Source organism: Alcaligenes faecalis (assembly GCF_005311025.1).
GTDB classification, from domain to species: domain Bacteria; phylum Pseudomonadota; class Gammaproteobacteria; order Burkholderiales; family Burkholderiaceae_B; genus Alcaligenes; species Alcaligenes phenolicus.
The window spans coordinates 3,130,741-3,146,639 of the sequence record NZ_CP031747.1; the positions used below are offsets into that span (position 1 = coordinate 3,130,741).

Consider the following 15,899-nt stretch of genomic DNA (forward strand, 5'->3'; position numbering starts at 1 on the left):
TGTCAAGCGCGGGTTGCGCTGCACTTCAATATTACGTTCTGTGGTCAACAACTTAACTCACTACAACCTCAAGGGTTATAGGATCAAGCCACACGGGCAATTAGTACTGGTTAGCTACATGCATTACTGCACTTCCACACCCAGCCTATCAACGTCCTGGTCTCGGACGACCCTACAGGGGGGTCAAGCCCCCGGGATACCTAATCTTCAGACGAGTTTCCCGCTTAGATGCCTTCAGCGGTTATCTCTTCCGTACGTAGCTACTCGGCAATGCCATTGGCATGACAACCGATACACCAGTGGTACGTCCACTCCGGTCCTCTCGTACTAGGAGCAGGCTCCGTCAAGTATCCAACGCCCACGGCAGATAGGGACCAAACTGTCTCACGACGTTTTAAACCCAGCTCACGTACCTCTTTAAATGGCGAACAGCCATACCCTTGGGACCGGCTACAGCCCCAGGATGAGATGAGCCGACATCGAGGTGCCAAACACCGCCGTCGATATGAACTCTTGGGCGGTATCAGCCTGTTATCCCCAGAGTACCTTTTATCCGTTGAGCGATGGCCCTTCCATACAGAACCACCGGATCACTATGTCCTACTTTCGTACCTGTTCGACTTGTCAGTCTCACAGTCAAGCACGCTTATGCCATTGCACTATCAAGACGATTTCCGACCGTCTCTAGCGTACCTTCGAACTCCTCCGTTACACTTTAGGAGGAGACCGCCCCAGTCAAACTGCCCACCATGCACGGTCCCCGATCCCGATTAGGGACCTAGGTTAGAACCGCAAACAGACCAGGGTGGTATTTCAAGGATGACTCCACGCGATCTGGCGACCACGCTTCAACGTCTCCCACCTATCCTACACAGGCCGGTTCACAATCCAATGCAAAGCTACAGTAAAGGTTCATGGGGTCTTTCCGTCTAGCCGCGGGGAGATTGCATCATCACAACCATGTCAACTTCGCTGAGTCTCAGGAGGAGACAGTGTGGCCATCGTTACGCCATTCGTGCAGGTCGGAACTTACCCGACAAGGAATTTCGCTACCTTAGGACCGTTATAGTTACGGCCGCCGTTTACCGGGGCTTCGATCAAGAGCTTGCACCCCATCACTTAACCTTCCGGCACCGGGCAGGCGTCACACCCTATACGTCCACTTTCGTGTTTGCAGAGTGCTGTGTTTTTAGTAAACAGTCGCAGCCACCGATTCACTGCGGCCTCTTCATGCTTTGTGCGCAGGCACATCACACTAATGAGGCATACCTTCTCCCGAAGTTACGGTATTAATTTGCCGAGTTCCTTCTCCTGAGTTCTCTCAAGCGCCTTGGAATATTCATCCCGTCCACCTGTGTCGGTTTGCGGTACGGTCTCGTAGAGCTGAAGCTTAGAGGCTTTTCTTGGAACTGCTTCCAGTTAGTTTAGAGCCGAAGCTCTATCCAGTCACACCCTTGAATTACGCACCCGGATTTGCCTAAGTGCCTTCTATGATGCGCCAACGGGGACATCCAACACCCCGATAACATTCTGCAATCCGTCCCCCCATCGCACTCTACGACGGTGCGGGAATATTAACCCGCTTCCCATCAGCTACGCATCTCTGCCTCGCCTTAGGGGCCGACTCACCCTGCGCCGATGAACGTTGCGCAGGAAACCTTGGACTTACGGCGAGGGGGCTTTTCACCCCCTTTATCGCTACTCATGTCAGCATTCTCACTTCCGATACCTCCAGCATTCCTCACGGAACACCTTCACAGGCTTACGGAACGCTCTCCTACCATGTGTACAAAGTACACATCCGCAGCTTCGGTCTATGGCTTAGCCCCGTTACATCTTCCGCGCAGGACGACTCGATCAGTGAGCTATTACGCTTTCTTTAAAGGATGGCTGCTTCTAAGCCAACCTCCTGACTGTCTATGCCTTCCCACTTCGTTTCCCACTTAGCCATAGTTAGGGACCTTAGCTGGCGGTCTGGGTTGTTTCCCTCTTGAGTCCGGACGTTAGCACCCGGTGCTCTGTCTCCCGTACTGTACTTGCCGGTATTCGGAGTTTGCCATGGGTTGGTAAGTCGCTGTGACCCCCTAGCCATAACAGTGCTCTACCCCCGGCAGTAATATACGAGGCACTACCTAAATAGTTTTCGGAGAGAACCAGCTATCTCCAGGCTTGTTTAGCCTTTCACTCCGATCCACAGCTCATCCCCTAATTTTTCAACATTAGTGGGTTCGGTCCTCCAGCACGTGTTACCGTGCCTTCAACCTGGCCATGGATAGATCGCCTGGTTTCGGGTCTACACCCAGCGACTGAATCGCCCTATTCGGACTCGCTTTCGCTACGCCTCCCCTATTCGGTTAAGCTTGCCACTGAATGTAAGTCGCTGACCCATTATACAAAAGGTACGCAGTCACACCACGAGGGTGCTCCTACTGTTTGTATGCATACGATTTCAGGATCTATTTCACTCCCCTTCCGGGGTTCTTTTCGCCTTTCCCTCACGGTACTGGTTCACTATCGGTCGATCACGAGTATTTAGCCTTGGAGGATGGTCCCCCCATATTCAGACAGGATTTCACGTGTCCCGCCCTACTTGTTCGATGCTTAGTTCCACGTACTGAATTTCGCCTACAGGGCTATCACCTGCTACGGCTGGACTTTCCATTCCATTCGACTATTCACTACGCTAAAACATCCAGGCTGGTCCGGTTTCGCTCGCCACTACTTCCGGAATCTCGGTTGATTTCTTTTCCTCGAGTTACTGAGATGGTTCAGTTCACTCGGTTCGCCTCCACATGCCTATGTATTCAGCATGGGATACCGTATTACTACGGTGGGTTTCCCCATTCGGACATCTACGGATCAAAGCTTGTTTGCCAGCTCCCCGTAGCTTTTCGCAGGCTACCGCGTCCTTCATCGCCTGTGATCGCCAAGGCATCCATCATATGCACTTATTCGCTTGATCCTATAACGCTTGATGCTGTTATAGGAATATGAGTATACGTTGTTGCCGTTCATCAATCCTTAGCTGTTATCCAATCCGAAGATCAGACAACGTCTATATTTTTGAGAACTTTCGTTGAACATAATTTGTTCTGTTGCAATCACAACCCGTGTATTGTCATCACAAGTCGACTAATCGTCTTGCGTTTATTAGACAACACACCTTCGTTGTGCTTCTTCCTAATTGTTAAAGAGCAATTCGTGGGTTGCATAACCCAACGAGCAGTATTCTTAAAAAAGAACACTCTTCGTTGAATCTAGCGCCAGGTCAACCGTTGTTGTCCTGTGCCCTATACTCTGTCATGAACCTTGCTGTATCGACAACCAACCACAAAAGCGGTGGTGGAGGATGACGGGATCGAACCGACGACCCCCTGCTTGCAAAGCAGGTGCTCTCCCAGCTGAGCTAATCCCCCGAGGTAATCGTTGGTGGGTCAAGTTGGAATCGAACCAACGACCCCCGCCTTATCAAGACGGTGCTCTAACCGACTGAGCTACTGACCCATCTATCACCAGTGGGCGATACCTTCAATGGTCATGACATTAACTAACAGCCAATAAGTGTGGACGCTTTCGCTTTGCGAGCCATTCGCTCTAAAAGGAGGTGATCCAGCCGCACCTTCCGATACGGCTACCTTGTTACGACTTCACCCCAGTCATGAATCCCACCGTGGTAAGCGCCCTCCTTACGGTTAGGCTACCTACTTCTGGTGAAACCCACTCCCATGGTGTGACGGGCGGTGTGTACAAGACCCGGGAACGTATTCACCGCGACATTCTGATCCGCGATTACTAGCGATTCCGACTTCACGCAGTCGAGTTGCAGACTGCGATCCGGACTACGATCGGGTTTCTGAGATTGGCTCCCCCTCGCGGGTTGGCGACCCTCTGTCCCGACCATTGTATGACGTGTGAAGCCCTACCCATAAGGGCCATGAGGACTTGACGTCATCCCCACCTTCCTCCGGTTTGTCACCGGCAGTCTCATTAGAGTGCTCTTGCGTAGCAACTAATGACAAGGGTTGCGCTCGTTGCGGGACTTAACCCAACATCTCACGACACGAGCTGACGACAGCCATGCAGCACCTGTGTTCCGGTTCTCTTGCGAGCACGGCCAAATCTCTTCGGCTTTCCAGACATGTCAAGGGTAGGTAAGGTTTTTCGCGTTGCATCGAATTAATCCACATCATCCACCGCTTGTGCGGGTCCCCGTCAATTCCTTTGAGTTTTAATCTTGCGACCGTACTCCCCAGGCGGTCAACTTCACGCGTTAGCTGCGCTACTAAGGCCTAACGGCCCCAACAGCTAGTTGACATCGTTTAGGGCGTGGACTACCAGGGTATCTAATCCTGTTTGCTCCCCACGCTTTCGTGTCTGAGCGTCAGTATTATCCCAGGGGGCTGCCTTCGCCATCGGTATTCCTCCACATATCTACGCATTTCACTGCTACACGTGGAATTCTACCCCCCTCTGACATACTCTAGCTCGGCAGTTAAAAATGCAGTTCCAAGGTTGAGCCCTGGGATTTCACATCTTTCTTTCCGAACCGCCTACACACGCTTTACGCCCAGTAATTCCGATTAACGCTTGCACCCTACGTATTACCGCGGCTGCTGGCACGTAGTTAGCCGGTGCTTATTCTGCAGATACCGTCAGCAGTATCCCGTATTAGGGGATACCTTTTCTTCTCTGCCAAAAGTACTTTACAACCCGAAGGCCTTCATCATACACGCGGGATGGCTGGATCAGGGTTTCCCCCATTGTCCAAAATTCCCCACTGCTGCCTCCCGTAGGAGTCTGGGCCGTGTCTCAGTCCCAGTGTGGCTGGTCGTCCTCTCAAACCAGCTACGGATCGTTGCCTTGGTGAGCCTTTACCCCACCAACTAGCTAATCCGATATCGGCCGCTCCAATAGTGAGAGGTCTTGCGATCCCCCCCTTTCCCCCGTAGGGCGTATGCGGTATTAGCCACTCTTTCGAGTAGTTATCCCCCGCTACTGGGCACGTTCCGATATATTACTCACCCGTCCGCCACTCGCCGCCAAGAGAGCAAGCTCTCTCGCGCTGCCGTTCGACTTGCATGTGTAAAGCATCCCGCTAGCGTTCAATCTGAGCCAGGATCAAACTCTTCAGTTTAATCTCTGTGGTTGTCCCGTCTTGCGACGAGACCGATTGTGTCTCAAAGAAAAATTCAGAGTTACACAAGGTAATTCTTCATCTTTCGTTTGTGAGCACTTGATACAAACTTGTGGCGATCCCCGAAGGGTTCGACTCGCTCATTCCAAGCGCCCACACTTATCGGCTGTTAATTGTTAAAGAGCAGTGACAGTTGCCTGTCGTTCTACTGGCTAACCCGGCTGGCTCGTCGCGTTTAGCGCTTCGTGCCTTGCTGTGTTAGCAGCAGAGAAATGAGATTATGAAGCAGATCAGGCAGTGTGTCAAGCGTTTTTTTGAAGAAGCTAGAAAGTTTTAAAACTGTCTAACCTATCCCGCTTAAACCAGAACTTTCGTTCTGTCCTACCTACTGAACAATCAACCGTGAGGCTAACCATCCAACTTCACAAACAAGGGTAAATTCTCAAAACCGTTTCAACCTGCAAAACCGCTTAAAAACTTAACGTTGCGTTCTCTGGAGCAGAACCTAGAACTTTAACACAGAATTTTCTGATTTGTCAAGCTCCGGGTTTTACACCCTGTCAGTTTCCTGACCAGTCATTCAAGCTTCGGTGCGGGCCTCTTGGCCAAGGCGGTGAAACTTGTCTAACTGCTCTCTGCGGCGCTTCGGGGAAAACCCTGTGTGCTGCAGCGAGAAAAGAACTATAGCACGAGGATTTTCCGCTTTGCAAGCGTTTCATGGGATTTTTCTTGGCATTTCAGGAGAGAAAACTCCGTAAAACGATGTAGCTGATTGATAACTATGAAGAATAACTATAAAAATAATTTTTAGCTTAACTTCAGTTCTTTTCCCCTGGTAGCGGCCAGCCCATCCTCAACCGCATCTTCCAGACCTAACCGCTGTTTTTCTCGTGAAAATTGGCTAGATATTCTCCAGCCGCCTAATAGCCCCTTCTCTATATAGAGACAGCGAAACTCATCACCCACACCAGTCATCAGCCCTTGTGCTTGCTTGCTTGCTTGCTTGCTGGATGGATGGATGGATGGATGGATGGATGGATGGATAACGGACAAAAGAACGACCACACGAACACTGCATCGGCCCTATGCCCTCCAATCAACAGTGTCTCTATATAGATAGCGAGTTGAATGACCTCCAAGATCGAGCATTATGCAGGGCTGCTAGCCGCTCGGGGCCCCGGGACCGGGTGTTGGGGCGAGTCAGAGTACTTGCCGCAGTCGCAGTCATGATCGGGGATGCAAGCAGTCTGCTGTTTGAGCCCAAAGTTTGTGATTGGTCCGGGGGACCAATCACTGGGCGAGTTCAGACTGCGCCCCGATCATGACTGCGACAAGGGGACCGGCGCATTGCGCCGGCAAGTAGTCCGCCCCAACACCCGGTCCCGGGGCCTCGAGTGGCGACCTACGTAGAGCGGTTGAAACAATGAGCGCCCTCTCTATATAGAAGGGCCATTCATCGTCGCGACTCAACCCTCTATATATAGTTGGGTGGTGAGCCTCCCCAAAAAGTAATCCAATCCCCCCCTCTATCCTCACTGACCTTCAATAGCCCTTTGGTTCTCAGTCTCTTTGCTTAGATCTTAAAGTCTCCGAGTCTCTAAGTCTCTAAGTCTCTAAGTCTCTAAGTCTCTAAGTCTCTAAGTCTCTAAGTCTCTAAGTCTCTAAGTCTCTAAGTCTCTAAGTCTCTAAGTCTGCACCCATGAGAACACCAATCATCTCAACACATCCCCTCTAGTAGAAAAAACCCAGCTTTCTCTCACCGATAGAACGTCCTCTACACCGACACGCTCTCTCTATATAGAGGACAAAGACACACCTGCAGAAAGCAACTACAGAGACACAAGCTTACCCAAGGCAGGGCTACAAACACAGCTCCCCCTCCTATCTACTCTATATATAGAGATCCTCCCCTCCTTACGCCCCCAAGCAATAAGCTAATCCCCAATTCATTGTTATTTTCTGTAGCCACGTTCATTACCATTCCTTATGCACTTAATCCTCTAAGCAGGCCTCTGCTTACTCAAGAGAGTAATAATGATCAAACCAATCCTCATCTCCTTGGCATTTGCATTCAGCGCGGTCCTGGCACCGACTGCTTCCGCAGAGCCAAGCACACCCGACACGGCAGCCAAACCAGCCGCCTTGATCTCGGCTGGCGACCTGGCCACCAAGCTGGATCAAAACAATCTGCGCATTCTGGATATCCGCACAGACAAAGAATATGCAGCAGGCCACGTACCAGGTGCCGTCCACACTCCATATGGAGCCTACCGCGGCCCGGCCGAAAACGCCGGTGCTCTGCGCTCCGAAGCCGAGCTGTCTGCCCTGTTCAGCAAAGCCGGCATTTCCAAGGACAGCTACGTTGTCGTCACCTACGCGGGCGCCAACCCCACAGACTTCGGCGCAGCAGCACGCGTGTACTGGACACTAAAAGCTGGCGGCCTGACCCAGCTATCCATTCTGGACGGCGGCCTGCAAGCCTGGGAAGCCGAAGGCAAAGCCCTGAGCAAAGACACCCCCACTGTCACCCCCACCGAATTCAGCTACCACTACAACAAAGACATGGTGGTCAGCACACAAGAAGTCGCTGACTACATCAAGAACGGCCAGGCTCCCGTCCTGCTGGACGCTCGCCCAACCGAATTCTTCAAAGGCGAAAAGCGCGTTGACGCCGCCGCCCGCTACGGCACCCTGCCCGGCGCACGCGAGCTGGACTTCAACAGCTTTTTCCGTAGCGACAAACCTGTCCTGAAAGACACCGGAGAACTCGTCAAGATCGTCAAAGAACAAGGCCTGGACGACAAACCCACCGTTTCGTTCTGCAATACCGGGCACTGGGCTGCCACGAACTGGTTTGTCCTGTCCGAACTGGCCGGCAACCCTAACGTGAAGCTCTACCCCGAGTCCGTCGTGGAATGGAGCCGCAGCAACTTGCCTATGGATAACCAGCCCTCCCGTTTCGAAGTTCTGAAACTCGATGCCAAACGCGCCATTAACTAAAGAAATCGATCATGCTTTATCTGACTAGACTGGGCTTTATCCTGGCCAGCCTGGCCCTGATTGTTGGGGTCGCTCTGGTAGGTGGACTGCGCCAAGGCCTGCTCGCCCTGTTGGGGATTGGCTTTGGTGCCGTACTGCAAGGAGCCCGTTTCGGTTTCACGACCGGCTGGCGCAACTATATCGAGCGCCGTGACCCTCAAGGTATCTGGGCACAAATGCTCCTGCTGGTATTGGCCGCTGCCTTCACCCTACCCTTGATCGCCGATAGTGGCGGTGAGCTGGTTGGCGCGATTGCCCCATTGACCATCAGCCTGGTATTGGGTGCCTTTCTGTTTGGCGCTGCCATGCAACTGGCCGATGGCTGCGGTTCCGGCACTCTCTATAAAGCAGGCGCAGGCGCACCGATTTCCTTTGCGGTTCTGCCTACCTTTGCCATTGGTAGCTTTCTAGGCGCATCGCACCAGCCCGGCTGGATTGCCCTGGGCGGCCTACCCGCTATCGACCTGACTGTGTCCTTGGGCTGGCCCACTGCCTTATTGATTACCGTACTAGGCTGCGCCGCCGTATCCTGGTTCGTCGGCCGAGGTGCACGTCGCCATCGGAAAGAGCAAAACAGCCCACCTGCCAAATGGGAAATGCGCTGGTGGATGGGCGCTTTGCTGCTGGCCGCGCTGTATGCCATTCACATGATCGTCGCAGGCCAACCCTGGGGCATCGTCTATGGTATTGGCTTGTGGGGCGCAAAAGTATTCTCGGCTCTGGGCTGGTCCCCAGTTGGCGACGCGTTCTGGGGCGTGGCTCCACATGCACAACGTCTGGCTGAACCCGTCCTGGCTGACGTTACTTCGGTCACCAACTTTGGTTTGATTTTGGGCGCCATGGCAGCCTCACGCTGGAATCATCCTGCCAATTTCAAATCCCCCAATGCCCGCACTTTGTGGGTAGGCGCAATTGCGGGCCTGGTGATGGGCTACAGTGCCCGTATGGCCTTCGGATGTAATGTGGGCGCATTCCTGGGAGGCATCGCCTCGGCCAGCATCCATGGCTGGGTCTGGTTTGCACTGGCCTTTGCCGGGTCCATCATAGGCGTGCGCATTCGTCGCCGCGTTAATCCTTGAGTCGTGCAAGCATGAGCAAAACTACTTTCCGCCTTATTACCAGTACCTTCTGGCTGGTCGTTGTCTTGCTAGTTGTCATGGACAGCCTGCAAGACTATCCCTACCGCCCCGAGCCCGCCCCCATTGCCTGGGGTAGTGGACAGGCCGCTAGCGGCGGCCACTGCTCGGGTCGATAAGCCGGGGCCTACCCGGCCTGTAACACCCCTGATGGGAGAAAACCTGGCAGCCTTACTTGGCTGCATCGGGTTTCACCATCAGGGGTTTTCTTTTGGGTGAAGGAAAGCGCATCCGCTTGTAGTGACAAACCGACAGCCTGCATTGCCCGCCCCCACACAAGCGCCAGTGCACGACAAAGCAAGCACAGAGCCGTGCTAGCATCAATCAGATTTCCCAACCCTCTGTTGTCATGCTGACCTTCCTTCGCACCACCTTTAGCCGCAGCCTGCGCATGTTTTATACCGTTGCGCGCATCATGCTCCCCATCATGATTGCGGTGCGTATTGCCGCGCAGTTGGGTCTGATCGAGCAAGTCGGTAAACTGATAGGCCCGATCATGGCACTGGTTGGCCTGCCTGCCGAAGCCGGTATTGTCTGGGCAACCACTGCTCTGGCCGGTATTTACGCTGGCATAGGATCAATGGCGGCCTTGGGCGACAGCTTGAGTTTCAACGTGGCTCAAATCAGCGTCTTGGGCACCATGATGCTGTTTGCACACAATATGCCTATGGAACAGGCCATTGTGCGTCGGGCCGGAGCCAGCTTCTGGTTTACCGCCACGCTGCGGATTGTCTGCGCCCTGCTTTACGGTGGCCTGCTGGCCTGGGGTTTGAATAGCGCCGGGCTGTTACAGGAACCCGTATCCCTTGCCTGGCTTTATGGGCAATCCAATGCCACACAAGGCGGTTGGCAAGGCTGGGTAGACTGGTTGTGGGGAACGGCCAGCTCGCTATTCATGACTTGGCTGATTATTCTTGGCCTGCTCCTGATCCTGTCAGTCCTGGAGAAAATCGGCTTCACCCGATTGCTGACTCGACTCCTGCTTCCCTTGCTCCGCTTTTCAGGCTTGGAAGAACGAGTCGCCCCCACCACCACGATTGGCGTATTGCTGGGCTTGAGCTACGGCGGTGCCTTGATTATTGATGAGTCCCGCCAGCAGAACTACAGTCCCAGAACACGCTTGCTGGCCTTGTCCTGGCTGTCATTGAGCCACTCCCTGATTGAAGACACCATTCTTATTCTGGCTCTGGGTGCCAACATCTGGGTGGCCCTGGTCGGCCGACTTGTTCTGACCTTGTTGATTATTGGCCTGATGGCCCGTCTGACATTACCAGGTAGCGCCCTGTACAGACGCTACCTTGCTTCTGCCTCGCACCCTCAGGATGCTTAGCTTTTGACCAGCAGATCCTGAAAACGCTGGTAGAACTTCTTGAGCTTGGGCGCAATGACCATCTGGCAATAGGCTTGCTCGGGGTGCAATGCAAAATAATCGTGGTGATAATCCTCGGCCTCCCAGAAAGTGGAACTGTCGAGCACATGGGTCACGATCGGTGCATCAAACTGCGATTTGATTTCTTCGATGACTTCAAAGGCCTGGCGGCGCTGTTCTTCATTTTGACAAAAAATTGCCGACGCATACTGTGGTCCCTGGTCAGCGCCCTGACGATCCGGCGTGGTAGGGTCATGGGTCAGGAAAAATACCTCCAGCAAATCCCGATAGGAAATGACGGAAGGGTCGAATTCCACTTTGACCACTTCAATATGGCCGGTCTGCTTGCCGCAAACCTGCTCATAGGTGGGATGCTCTACATGGCCGCCACAATATCCGGGCACCACAGACTGCACTCCTCGCAAGGCTTTGAAAATCCCTTCAGTGCACCAAAAACATCCGCCACCTAATATGGCTGTTTCCTTCATGAATTCTCCTTTGTTGACGAATTGGCTAGACTCAGCAACCAGGCTGCAATAGCTTGTGCTTGCTCGGCGCTGATCCGGTTTTGAGCGGGCATGGGAATAGCTCCCCAGTTCCCCCGACTACCCTGTTGAATTTGTCGCTGCAAATACGCCTGAGTTTCCTGCGCCGGACCCGACGCGTAGCGTTGGGCGATCTCCCGAAAAGGGGGCCCGACCCGTTTACGATCAATTTGATGACAGGACAAGCACTGCACCTGCACGATATCCATCAGCGCTACCGTATCAGCCTTTGCCACCGGATTAAAGATCATCAATCCACAAAAAACTACTAATGGTAAACGTCTGGCCCAAGAGACTGAATGCAGCATGATCCTTCCCTTACAATTTACCCAGCCCTGGTCTGGGCTCGCAGTCACGCTATTATCTGATATTCATCTCTGTAATGGGCACGCATGTTAATTCACCCGCAGTTTGATCCCGTCGCCATACAACTTGGACCCCTTGCCATTCATTGGTATGGCTTGATGTATTTAGTGGGCTTTGGCCTGGTTTGGCTGGCTGGCACAGCGCGTATCCGTGCGGGCTATGACTTGCTGACCCGCAAGGACCTGGAAGACCTGATCTTTTACTGCGTCCTGGGCGTGGTGGCAGGTGGGCGTCTGGGCTACACCCTGTTCTACCAACCCTCTTACTACTTGTCGCACCCGCTGGAGATTCTGTATGTCTGGCAAGGTGGCATGTCCTTTCATGGTGGTCTGATCGGTGTGCTGGTGACAATTGCGCTGTTTGCTCGAAACCGTCAACGGCGTTTTCTGGAAGTCAGCGATTTTCTGGCTCCCCTGATTCCCCTGGGGCTGGCCGTGGGCCGCCTGGGTAATTTCATTAACGGCGAACTATGGGGTCGCCCCAGTGATGTGCCCTGGGCCATGGTATTTCCGCAAGTGGATGCAACCCCCCGCCATCCTTCGCAGTTGTATGAGATGGCCCTGGAGGGCATTGCCCTGTTTATCTTGCTGTGGTGGTTCACGCGTCGTCCACGCGCCGTCGGTCAGACCAGTGCCCTGTTCCTGATCGGCTACGGTTTCTTCCGCTTCATGGTGGAATACACCCGCGAGCCCGACGGCTACCTGGGTCTGCTCAGCGCAGGCTTGTCGATGGGGCAGTGGTTGTCCTTGCCCATGATTGTCGCTGGCCTGGCTCTGTTTGCGTATGCCAGCAAACGAGACGTTGCGCCTGGCAGTCAGAAATAAACAAAACAGCAGAAAAGAAAAAAGCCCGTCCAGATCTGGACGGGCTTTTTTTGTAGGTGCCCCACCATTGCCGTCAAGACCGGCATCCTGGAACCGAGGGTCCAAGATCGGCTGTCATCAAGCCAGCTTCGGGTTCGTCGACGAGGACGATCGCTCCTACTGGCTAATCCAACAACCTGTATGCCAAAAGCATTGGTTCAAGGAATGTATGGTCGTGTCACGAACACGGCAGGGACTTACTGGGATGAAGCGGCCCGCGAGGGACAACAAGGGACTGCTTTCAAATTTGGTTTAGCGCGCGGTACCCGAAGGTTCGATGACCTCGTCAATCATTGCGTGCATGTCTTCAATTTTACGCTTGAAATCGCCAAAAGCAACATTAGCCAGAGGACCATCAGGTGCTTTAGCGGATAAAAACTCGCTGGCGATCTGAATGGCGGCCATGACGGCGATACGTTCGTTGCCAGAGACACGGCCCGAACCCTTGATAGACTGCATGCGCTGGTCTACCAGTTTGACAGCTTCCAGCAAGCGCGCTTTTTCGGAAGGAGGGCATGCCAGAGAGTAATCGCGGCCCAACAGGGAAATATCGACTCGTTCCATGACTTACTCCTGTACGGCACCGGGTAAACGCATCAGGATCGAACCAATCTGGTCGCGAGCCTGTCCTGCTACATCACGCAACACACCCATACCCGCGCGTGCGCTGTCCAACTCGCGACGCAAGGCAACTACCTGGGCCTGTTCCTGTTCAAGCAGCTTTTTCAGTTCTGCCTGATCAGCCTGCGCTTGTTGCTGCACCACATCCAGTTGACGCTGATGCGAAGCAACACCGGTGGACAGGGACTCGAACTCATCTTGTTGACGACGATTTTGCTGGCGCAAGGCGTCCAGCTCGGCATCCTGAGTTTTCAGACGAGCTAATAATTGAGCGCGTTCAGCGTTGAGCTGACGAGATTGCTCTACCAGTTGACCGATACGGTCAGCGAGAAAGTCGAGATCTTGCAACATGGGCCTTATCGTAAACCATTGCTAGCGTTACTGGGTAGAGGAATTTCATACTAATGATAACCTTTCACCCATCTTTCCATTACCTTTCAAACTTCTTTCAAAGCCTGCCATCCACCTACGAACACGCTCCCAAAAAACCCTAAATTTCCGGAATTACCGGGAAAACCCTTAAAAACTAGGGTCATCTCAGGGTTTCCAGTCTTCAAGTGCTCCATTACCATGCGTCACCTCTGTTCAATGCAGTCGGCACACGCAGAGTATGGAGCCCGCTCCACTATAAAGAAGCTGACACAGGAAAAAGGAAAACCAATGCGCAAGGCAGACAAGGAGAATCCACCTTATGCAAATTAAAAATAAACAGGACTTCTGGTCCGGGGTCATGTTCGTGGTCGTGGGCGCCGCTTTCGCGCTCGGGGCCACCAGCTACTCGATGGGAACAGCCGCCCGCATGGGGCCCGGCTACTTCCCCTTCTGGCTTGGTGTATGCCTGAGCTTGTTAGGGGCGGTTGTCACTTTGGGCTCGATGTCTGCCAAAGCAGAAAGCACCGAGGTAGAGAAGTTTAACTGGAAAGTGCTCTTCGTTATCATCGGCGCGGTCGTGCTTTGCGGTCTGACACTGAACTCGCTGGGTGTTTACATCTCCATTTTCCTGCTTGTACTGATCAGCAGCTTTGCCAGCCATGAATTTAGCTGGCCTGTTGCACTGGGCGCAGCCGTCTTTTTGGTGCTGTTCGTCTGGTTGGCATTCATCAAGGGCCTGGGGCTGGTGTTCCCCCTGTGGCCAAGTTTTCTGGCCTGATTAGGGGGTGAACGAATATGGAATTATTTGACAACCTGATGCTGGGTTTCTCGGTGGCGATCACGCCCGAGAACCTGGCCTACGCTTTGCTCGGTTGCATACTGGGCACCTTGATTGGCGTGTTGCCAGGCATTGGCCCTGTGCCAACCATTGCCATGCTGCTGCCCATTACTTATGTACTGCCGCCCGTAGCCGGTCTGATCATGCTGGCCGGTATTTACTATGGCGCCCAATATGGTGGGTCCACAACCGCCATTCTGGTCGCCCTGCCGGGGGAAACTTCGGCCGTAGTCACCGTGCTGGACGGACACCAGATGGCCCGTAATGGCCGGGCCGGTGCTGCCCTGGCGATTGCTGCTCTGGGTTCTTTCTTTGCCGGTTGTGTGGCCACCGTGCTGCTGGCCGCTTTTGCTCCGCCCTTGGCTGAAGTCGCCTTCAAGTTTGGACCTGCGGAGTATTTCTCATTAATGGTCTTGGGCCTGGTCGGTGCTGTGGTGCTGGCTTCCGGCTCCCTGCCCAAAGCTATCTGCATGATCTTGCTGGGTCTGCTGCTGGGTATGGTCGGTACCGACGTGAACTCCGGTGTTGCCCGTTACGACTTCGGTATTCCAGAACTGCAGGACGGTATCGACTTCGCCGTGGTGGCCATGGGTGTGTTTGGTTTCTCCGAAATCATGAACAACCTGGAGCTGGGCGATCAACGCGTGGAGATCACTGGCAAGGTCGGCTCGCTGTACCCCAACAAGCAAGAGTTCAAGGAGTCCTGGCCTGCTGTCGTGCGTGGTACCGCCATGGGTTCTTGCCTGGGTATCTTGCCCGGTGGTGGCGCGGTGCTGTCCTCCTTTGCGTCTTACACACTGGAGAAGAAAATCTCCAAGAACCCGGAACGCTTTGGTAAAGGTCACCCTGCTGGTCTGGCCGGTCCCGAGTCTGCCAACAACGCTGCCGCTCAAACCTCCTTCATCCCGCTGCTGACCCTGGGTATCCCCGGTAACGCTGTGACCGCGCTGATGATTGGTGCCATGACCATCCACAACATTCAGCCTGGTCCACAAGTGATGACCAGCCACCCTGAACTGTTCTGGGGTCTGATCGCCTCCATGTGGATTGGTAACCTGATGCTGGTGATCCTGAACCTGCCATTGGTAGGCCTGTGGGTGAAACTGCTTAAAGTGCCCTACCGCCTGCTGTTCCCCGCCATTCTGGTGTTCTGCACGGTGGGTGTGTACTCGCTGAACTACAACGTGTTTGACATTCTGGTCACCGCCGCCTTCGGTTTGGTGGGCTACGTCTGGTCCAAGCTGCGTTGTGAAGGTGCTCCGCTGTTGCTGGGTCTGGTCCTGGGACCAATGATGGAGGAAAACTTCCGTCGTGCCCTGCTACTGTCCCGCGGTGATTACACCACCTTTGTGACACGTCCTCTGTCCCTGTCGCTGCTGGTCCTGGCTGCCTTCCTGGTTGTGGTTGTGGCCCTGCCTTCGGTGAAAAAGAAACGCGAAGAGACCTTCGTCGAAGAGGACTAAAACACCGTCCGTTCTCTGGTTTGAACGCTCCCGCTGAAAGGGAGCATTCAAACCGGCGCAGTCAACAAGAAGGCCTGATTTCGTCTCTCCACGAAATCAGGCCTTTTTCTTTGTCAGCTGATTTCGCTGCCTGCTTTCAAGACAGCCAAATCT

At 53.7% G+C, this 15,899-nt stretch carries 12 protein-coding genes, 2 tRNA genes, 2 rRNA genes and 1 other RNA gene; 7 read left to right on the forward strand and 10 right to left on the reverse strand.

What is annotated here, in order from left to right; translation table 11 throughout:
- Positions 1 to 79: 79 nt before the first annotated feature.
- From D0C27_RS14395 to D0C27_RS14415, 5 genes are all read right to left on the reverse strand, one after another.
- Positions 80 to 2,962, reverse strand: a 23S ribosomal RNA gene (locus D0C27_RS14395).
- Between the two features lie 378 nt (positions 2,963 to 3,340).
- Positions 3,341 to 3,416: transfer RNA gene (locus D0C27_RS14400), tRNA-Ala, on the reverse strand.
- An 11-nt stretch (positions 3,417 to 3,427) separates the two neighbouring features.
- A tRNA-Ile gene (locus D0C27_RS14405) sits at positions 3,428 to 3,504 on the reverse strand.
- Between the two features lie 93 nt (positions 3,505 to 3,597).
- A 16S ribosomal RNA gene (locus D0C27_RS14410) occupies positions 3,598 to 5,134 on the reverse strand.
- The 16S and 23S rRNA genes sit together here with 2 tRNA genes alongside, the layout of an rRNA operon.
- 807 nt (positions 5,135 to 5,941) lie before the next feature.
- Positions 5,942 to 6,199 (reverse strand): hypothetical protein, encoded by a 258-nt coding sequence (locus D0C27_RS14415; RefSeq protein ID WP_137431222.1) that lies wholly within the window; start codon positions 6,197 to 6,199, stop codon positions 5,942 to 5,944.
- A 969-nt stretch (positions 6,200 to 7,168) separates the two neighbouring features.
- Between D0C27_RS14415 and D0C27_RS14420 the strand changes: the two genes are divergently transcribed.
- The 4 genes from D0C27_RS14420 to D0C27_RS14430 all read left to right on the forward strand — a co-directional run bounded on the left by D0C27_RS14420 (position 7,169) and on the right by D0C27_RS14430 (position 10,639).
- Positions 7,169 to 8,134: a sulfurtransferase gene (locus D0C27_RS14420; RefSeq protein ID WP_009454928.1), complete on the forward strand. Its 966-nt coding sequence runs from the start codon at positions 7,169 to 7,171 to the stop codon at positions 8,132 to 8,134.
- 11 nt (positions 8,135 to 8,145) lie between these two features.
- Positions 8,146 to 9,252 carry a YeeE/YedE family protein gene (locus D0C27_RS14425; RefSeq protein ID WP_137431223.1) on the forward strand — a complete coding sequence of 369 codons (1,107 nt, stop codon included), beginning with the start codon at positions 8,146 to 8,148 and terminating at the stop codon, positions 9,250 to 9,252.
- 11 nt (positions 9,253 to 9,263) lie between these two features.
- On the forward strand, positions 9,264 to 9,428 hold the full coding sequence (locus D0C27_RS19300) for a hypothetical protein (protein ID WP_009454924.1): 165 nt from the start codon (positions 9,264 to 9,266) through the stop codon (positions 9,426 to 9,428).
- Between the two features lie 230 nt (positions 9,429 to 9,658).
- Positions 9,659 to 10,639, forward strand: a complete 981-nt coding sequence (locus D0C27_RS14430; protein ID WP_009454922.1) for a hypothetical protein — start codon at positions 9,659 to 9,661, stop codon at positions 10,637 to 10,639.
- Here the strand turns inward: D0C27_RS14430 and msrA are convergent.
- Positions 10,636 to 11,166 (reverse strand): peptide-methionine (S)-S-oxide reductase MsrA, encoded by a 531-nt coding sequence (msrA, locus tag D0C27_RS14435; RefSeq protein WP_060186626.1) that lies wholly within the window; start codon positions 11,164 to 11,166, stop codon positions 10,636 to 10,638. The two genes, D0C27_RS14430 and msrA, sit on opposite strands and share 4 nt — an antisense overlap.
- Positions 11,163 to 11,531: a c-type cytochrome gene (locus D0C27_RS14440; RefSeq protein ID WP_230940653.1), complete on the reverse strand. Its 369-nt coding sequence runs from the start codon at positions 11,529 to 11,531 to the stop codon at positions 11,163 to 11,165. The genes msrA and D0C27_RS14440 overlap by 4 nt, the downstream gene beginning before the upstream one ends.
- A gap of 84 nt (positions 11,532 to 11,615) precedes the next feature.
- On the opposite strand from D0C27_RS14440, the gene lgt reads away from it, so the two are divergent.
- Positions 11,616 to 12,413, forward strand: a complete 798-nt coding sequence (gene lgt, locus D0C27_RS14445) for a prolipoprotein diacylglyceryl transferase (protein WP_026485505.1) — start codon at positions 11,616 to 11,618, stop codon at positions 12,411 to 12,413.
- Positions 12,414 to 12,467: 54 nt separating this feature from the next.
- On the opposite strand, the gene ssrS is transcribed toward lgt, so the two are convergent.
- The 3 genes from ssrS to D0C27_RS14460 form a co-directional block, all read right to left on the reverse strand.
- Positions 12,468 to 12,651, reverse strand: a non-coding RNA gene (gene ssrS, locus D0C27_RS14450) — 6S RNA.
- A 53-nt stretch (positions 12,652 to 12,704) separates the two neighbouring features.
- On the reverse strand, positions 12,705 to 13,016 hold the full coding sequence (locus D0C27_RS14455) for a cell division protein ZapA (RefSeq protein WP_009454914.1): 312 nt from the start codon (positions 13,014 to 13,016) through the stop codon (positions 12,705 to 12,707).
- Positions 13,017 to 13,019: 3 nt separating this feature from the next.
- Positions 13,020 to 13,424 (reverse strand): hypothetical protein, encoded by a 405-nt coding sequence (locus D0C27_RS14460; protein WP_035273300.1) that lies wholly within the window; start codon positions 13,422 to 13,424, stop codon positions 13,020 to 13,022.
- Between the two features lie 340 nt (positions 13,425 to 13,764).
- Here D0C27_RS14460 and D0C27_RS14465 point away from each other — a divergent pair, with 340 nt between their 5' ends.
- Both D0C27_RS14465 and D0C27_RS14470 read left to right on the forward strand, forming a co-directional pair.
- Positions 13,765 to 14,223 carry a tripartite tricarboxylate transporter TctB family protein gene (locus D0C27_RS14465; protein WP_009454910.1) on the forward strand — a complete coding sequence of 153 codons (459 nt, stop codon included), beginning with the start codon at positions 13,765 to 13,767 and terminating at the stop codon, positions 14,221 to 14,223.
- A 17-nt stretch (positions 14,224 to 14,240) separates the two neighbouring features.
- Complete coding sequence (locus D0C27_RS14470; protein WP_022983204.1) at positions 14,241 to 15,746, forward strand: tripartite tricarboxylate transporter permease; 1,506 nt, start codon at positions 14,241 to 14,243, stop codon at positions 15,744 to 15,746.
- Positions 15,747 to 15,899 lie beyond the last annotated feature (153 nt).

Excerpts from the sequence above, each read along its gene's own strand:
- D0C27_RS14455 (WP_009454914.1), bottom strand. The coding sequence starts at position 13,016 with ATGGAACGAGTCGATATTTCCCTGTTGGGCCGCGATTACTCTCTGGCA.
- D0C27_RS14470 (WP_022983204.1), top strand. The coding sequence starts at position 14,241 with ATGGAATTATTTGACAACCTGATGCTGGGTTTCTCGGTGGCGATCACG.
- D0C27_RS14460 (WP_035273300.1), bottom strand. The coding sequence starts at position 13,424 with ATGTTGCAAGATCTCGACTTTCTCGCTGACCGTATCGGTCAACTGGTA.
- D0C27_RS14465 (WP_009454910.1), top strand. The coding sequence starts at position 13,765 with ATGCAAATTAAAAATAAACAGGACTTCTGGTCCGGGGTCATGTTCGTG.
- D0C27_RS14425 (WP_137431223.1), top strand. The coding sequence starts at position 8,146 with ATGCTTTATCTGACTAGACTGGGCTTTATCCTGGCCAGCCTGGCCCTG.
- lgt (WP_026485505.1), top strand. The coding sequence starts at position 11,616 with ATGTTAATTCACCCGCAGTTTGATCCCGTCGCCATACAACTTGGACCC.
- D0C27_RS14440 (WP_230940653.1), bottom strand. The coding sequence starts at position 11,531 with ATGCTGCATTCAGTCTCTTGGGCCAGACGTTTACCATTAGTAGTTTTT.
- msrA (WP_060186626.1), bottom strand. The coding sequence starts at position 11,166 with ATGAAGGAAACAGCCATATTAGGTGGCGGATGTTTTTGGTGCACTGAA.
- D0C27_RS14430 (WP_009454922.1), top strand. The coding sequence starts at position 9,659 with ATGCTGACCTTCCTTCGCACCACCTTTAGCCGCAGCCTGCGCATGTTT.
- D0C27_RS14420 (WP_009454928.1), top strand. The coding sequence starts at position 7,169 with ATGATCAAACCAATCCTCATCTCCTTGGCATTTGCATTCAGCGCGGTC.
- D0C27_RS19300 (WP_009454924.1), top strand. The coding sequence starts at position 9,264 with ATGAGCAAAACTACTTTCCGCCTTATTACCAGTACCTTCTGGCTGGTC.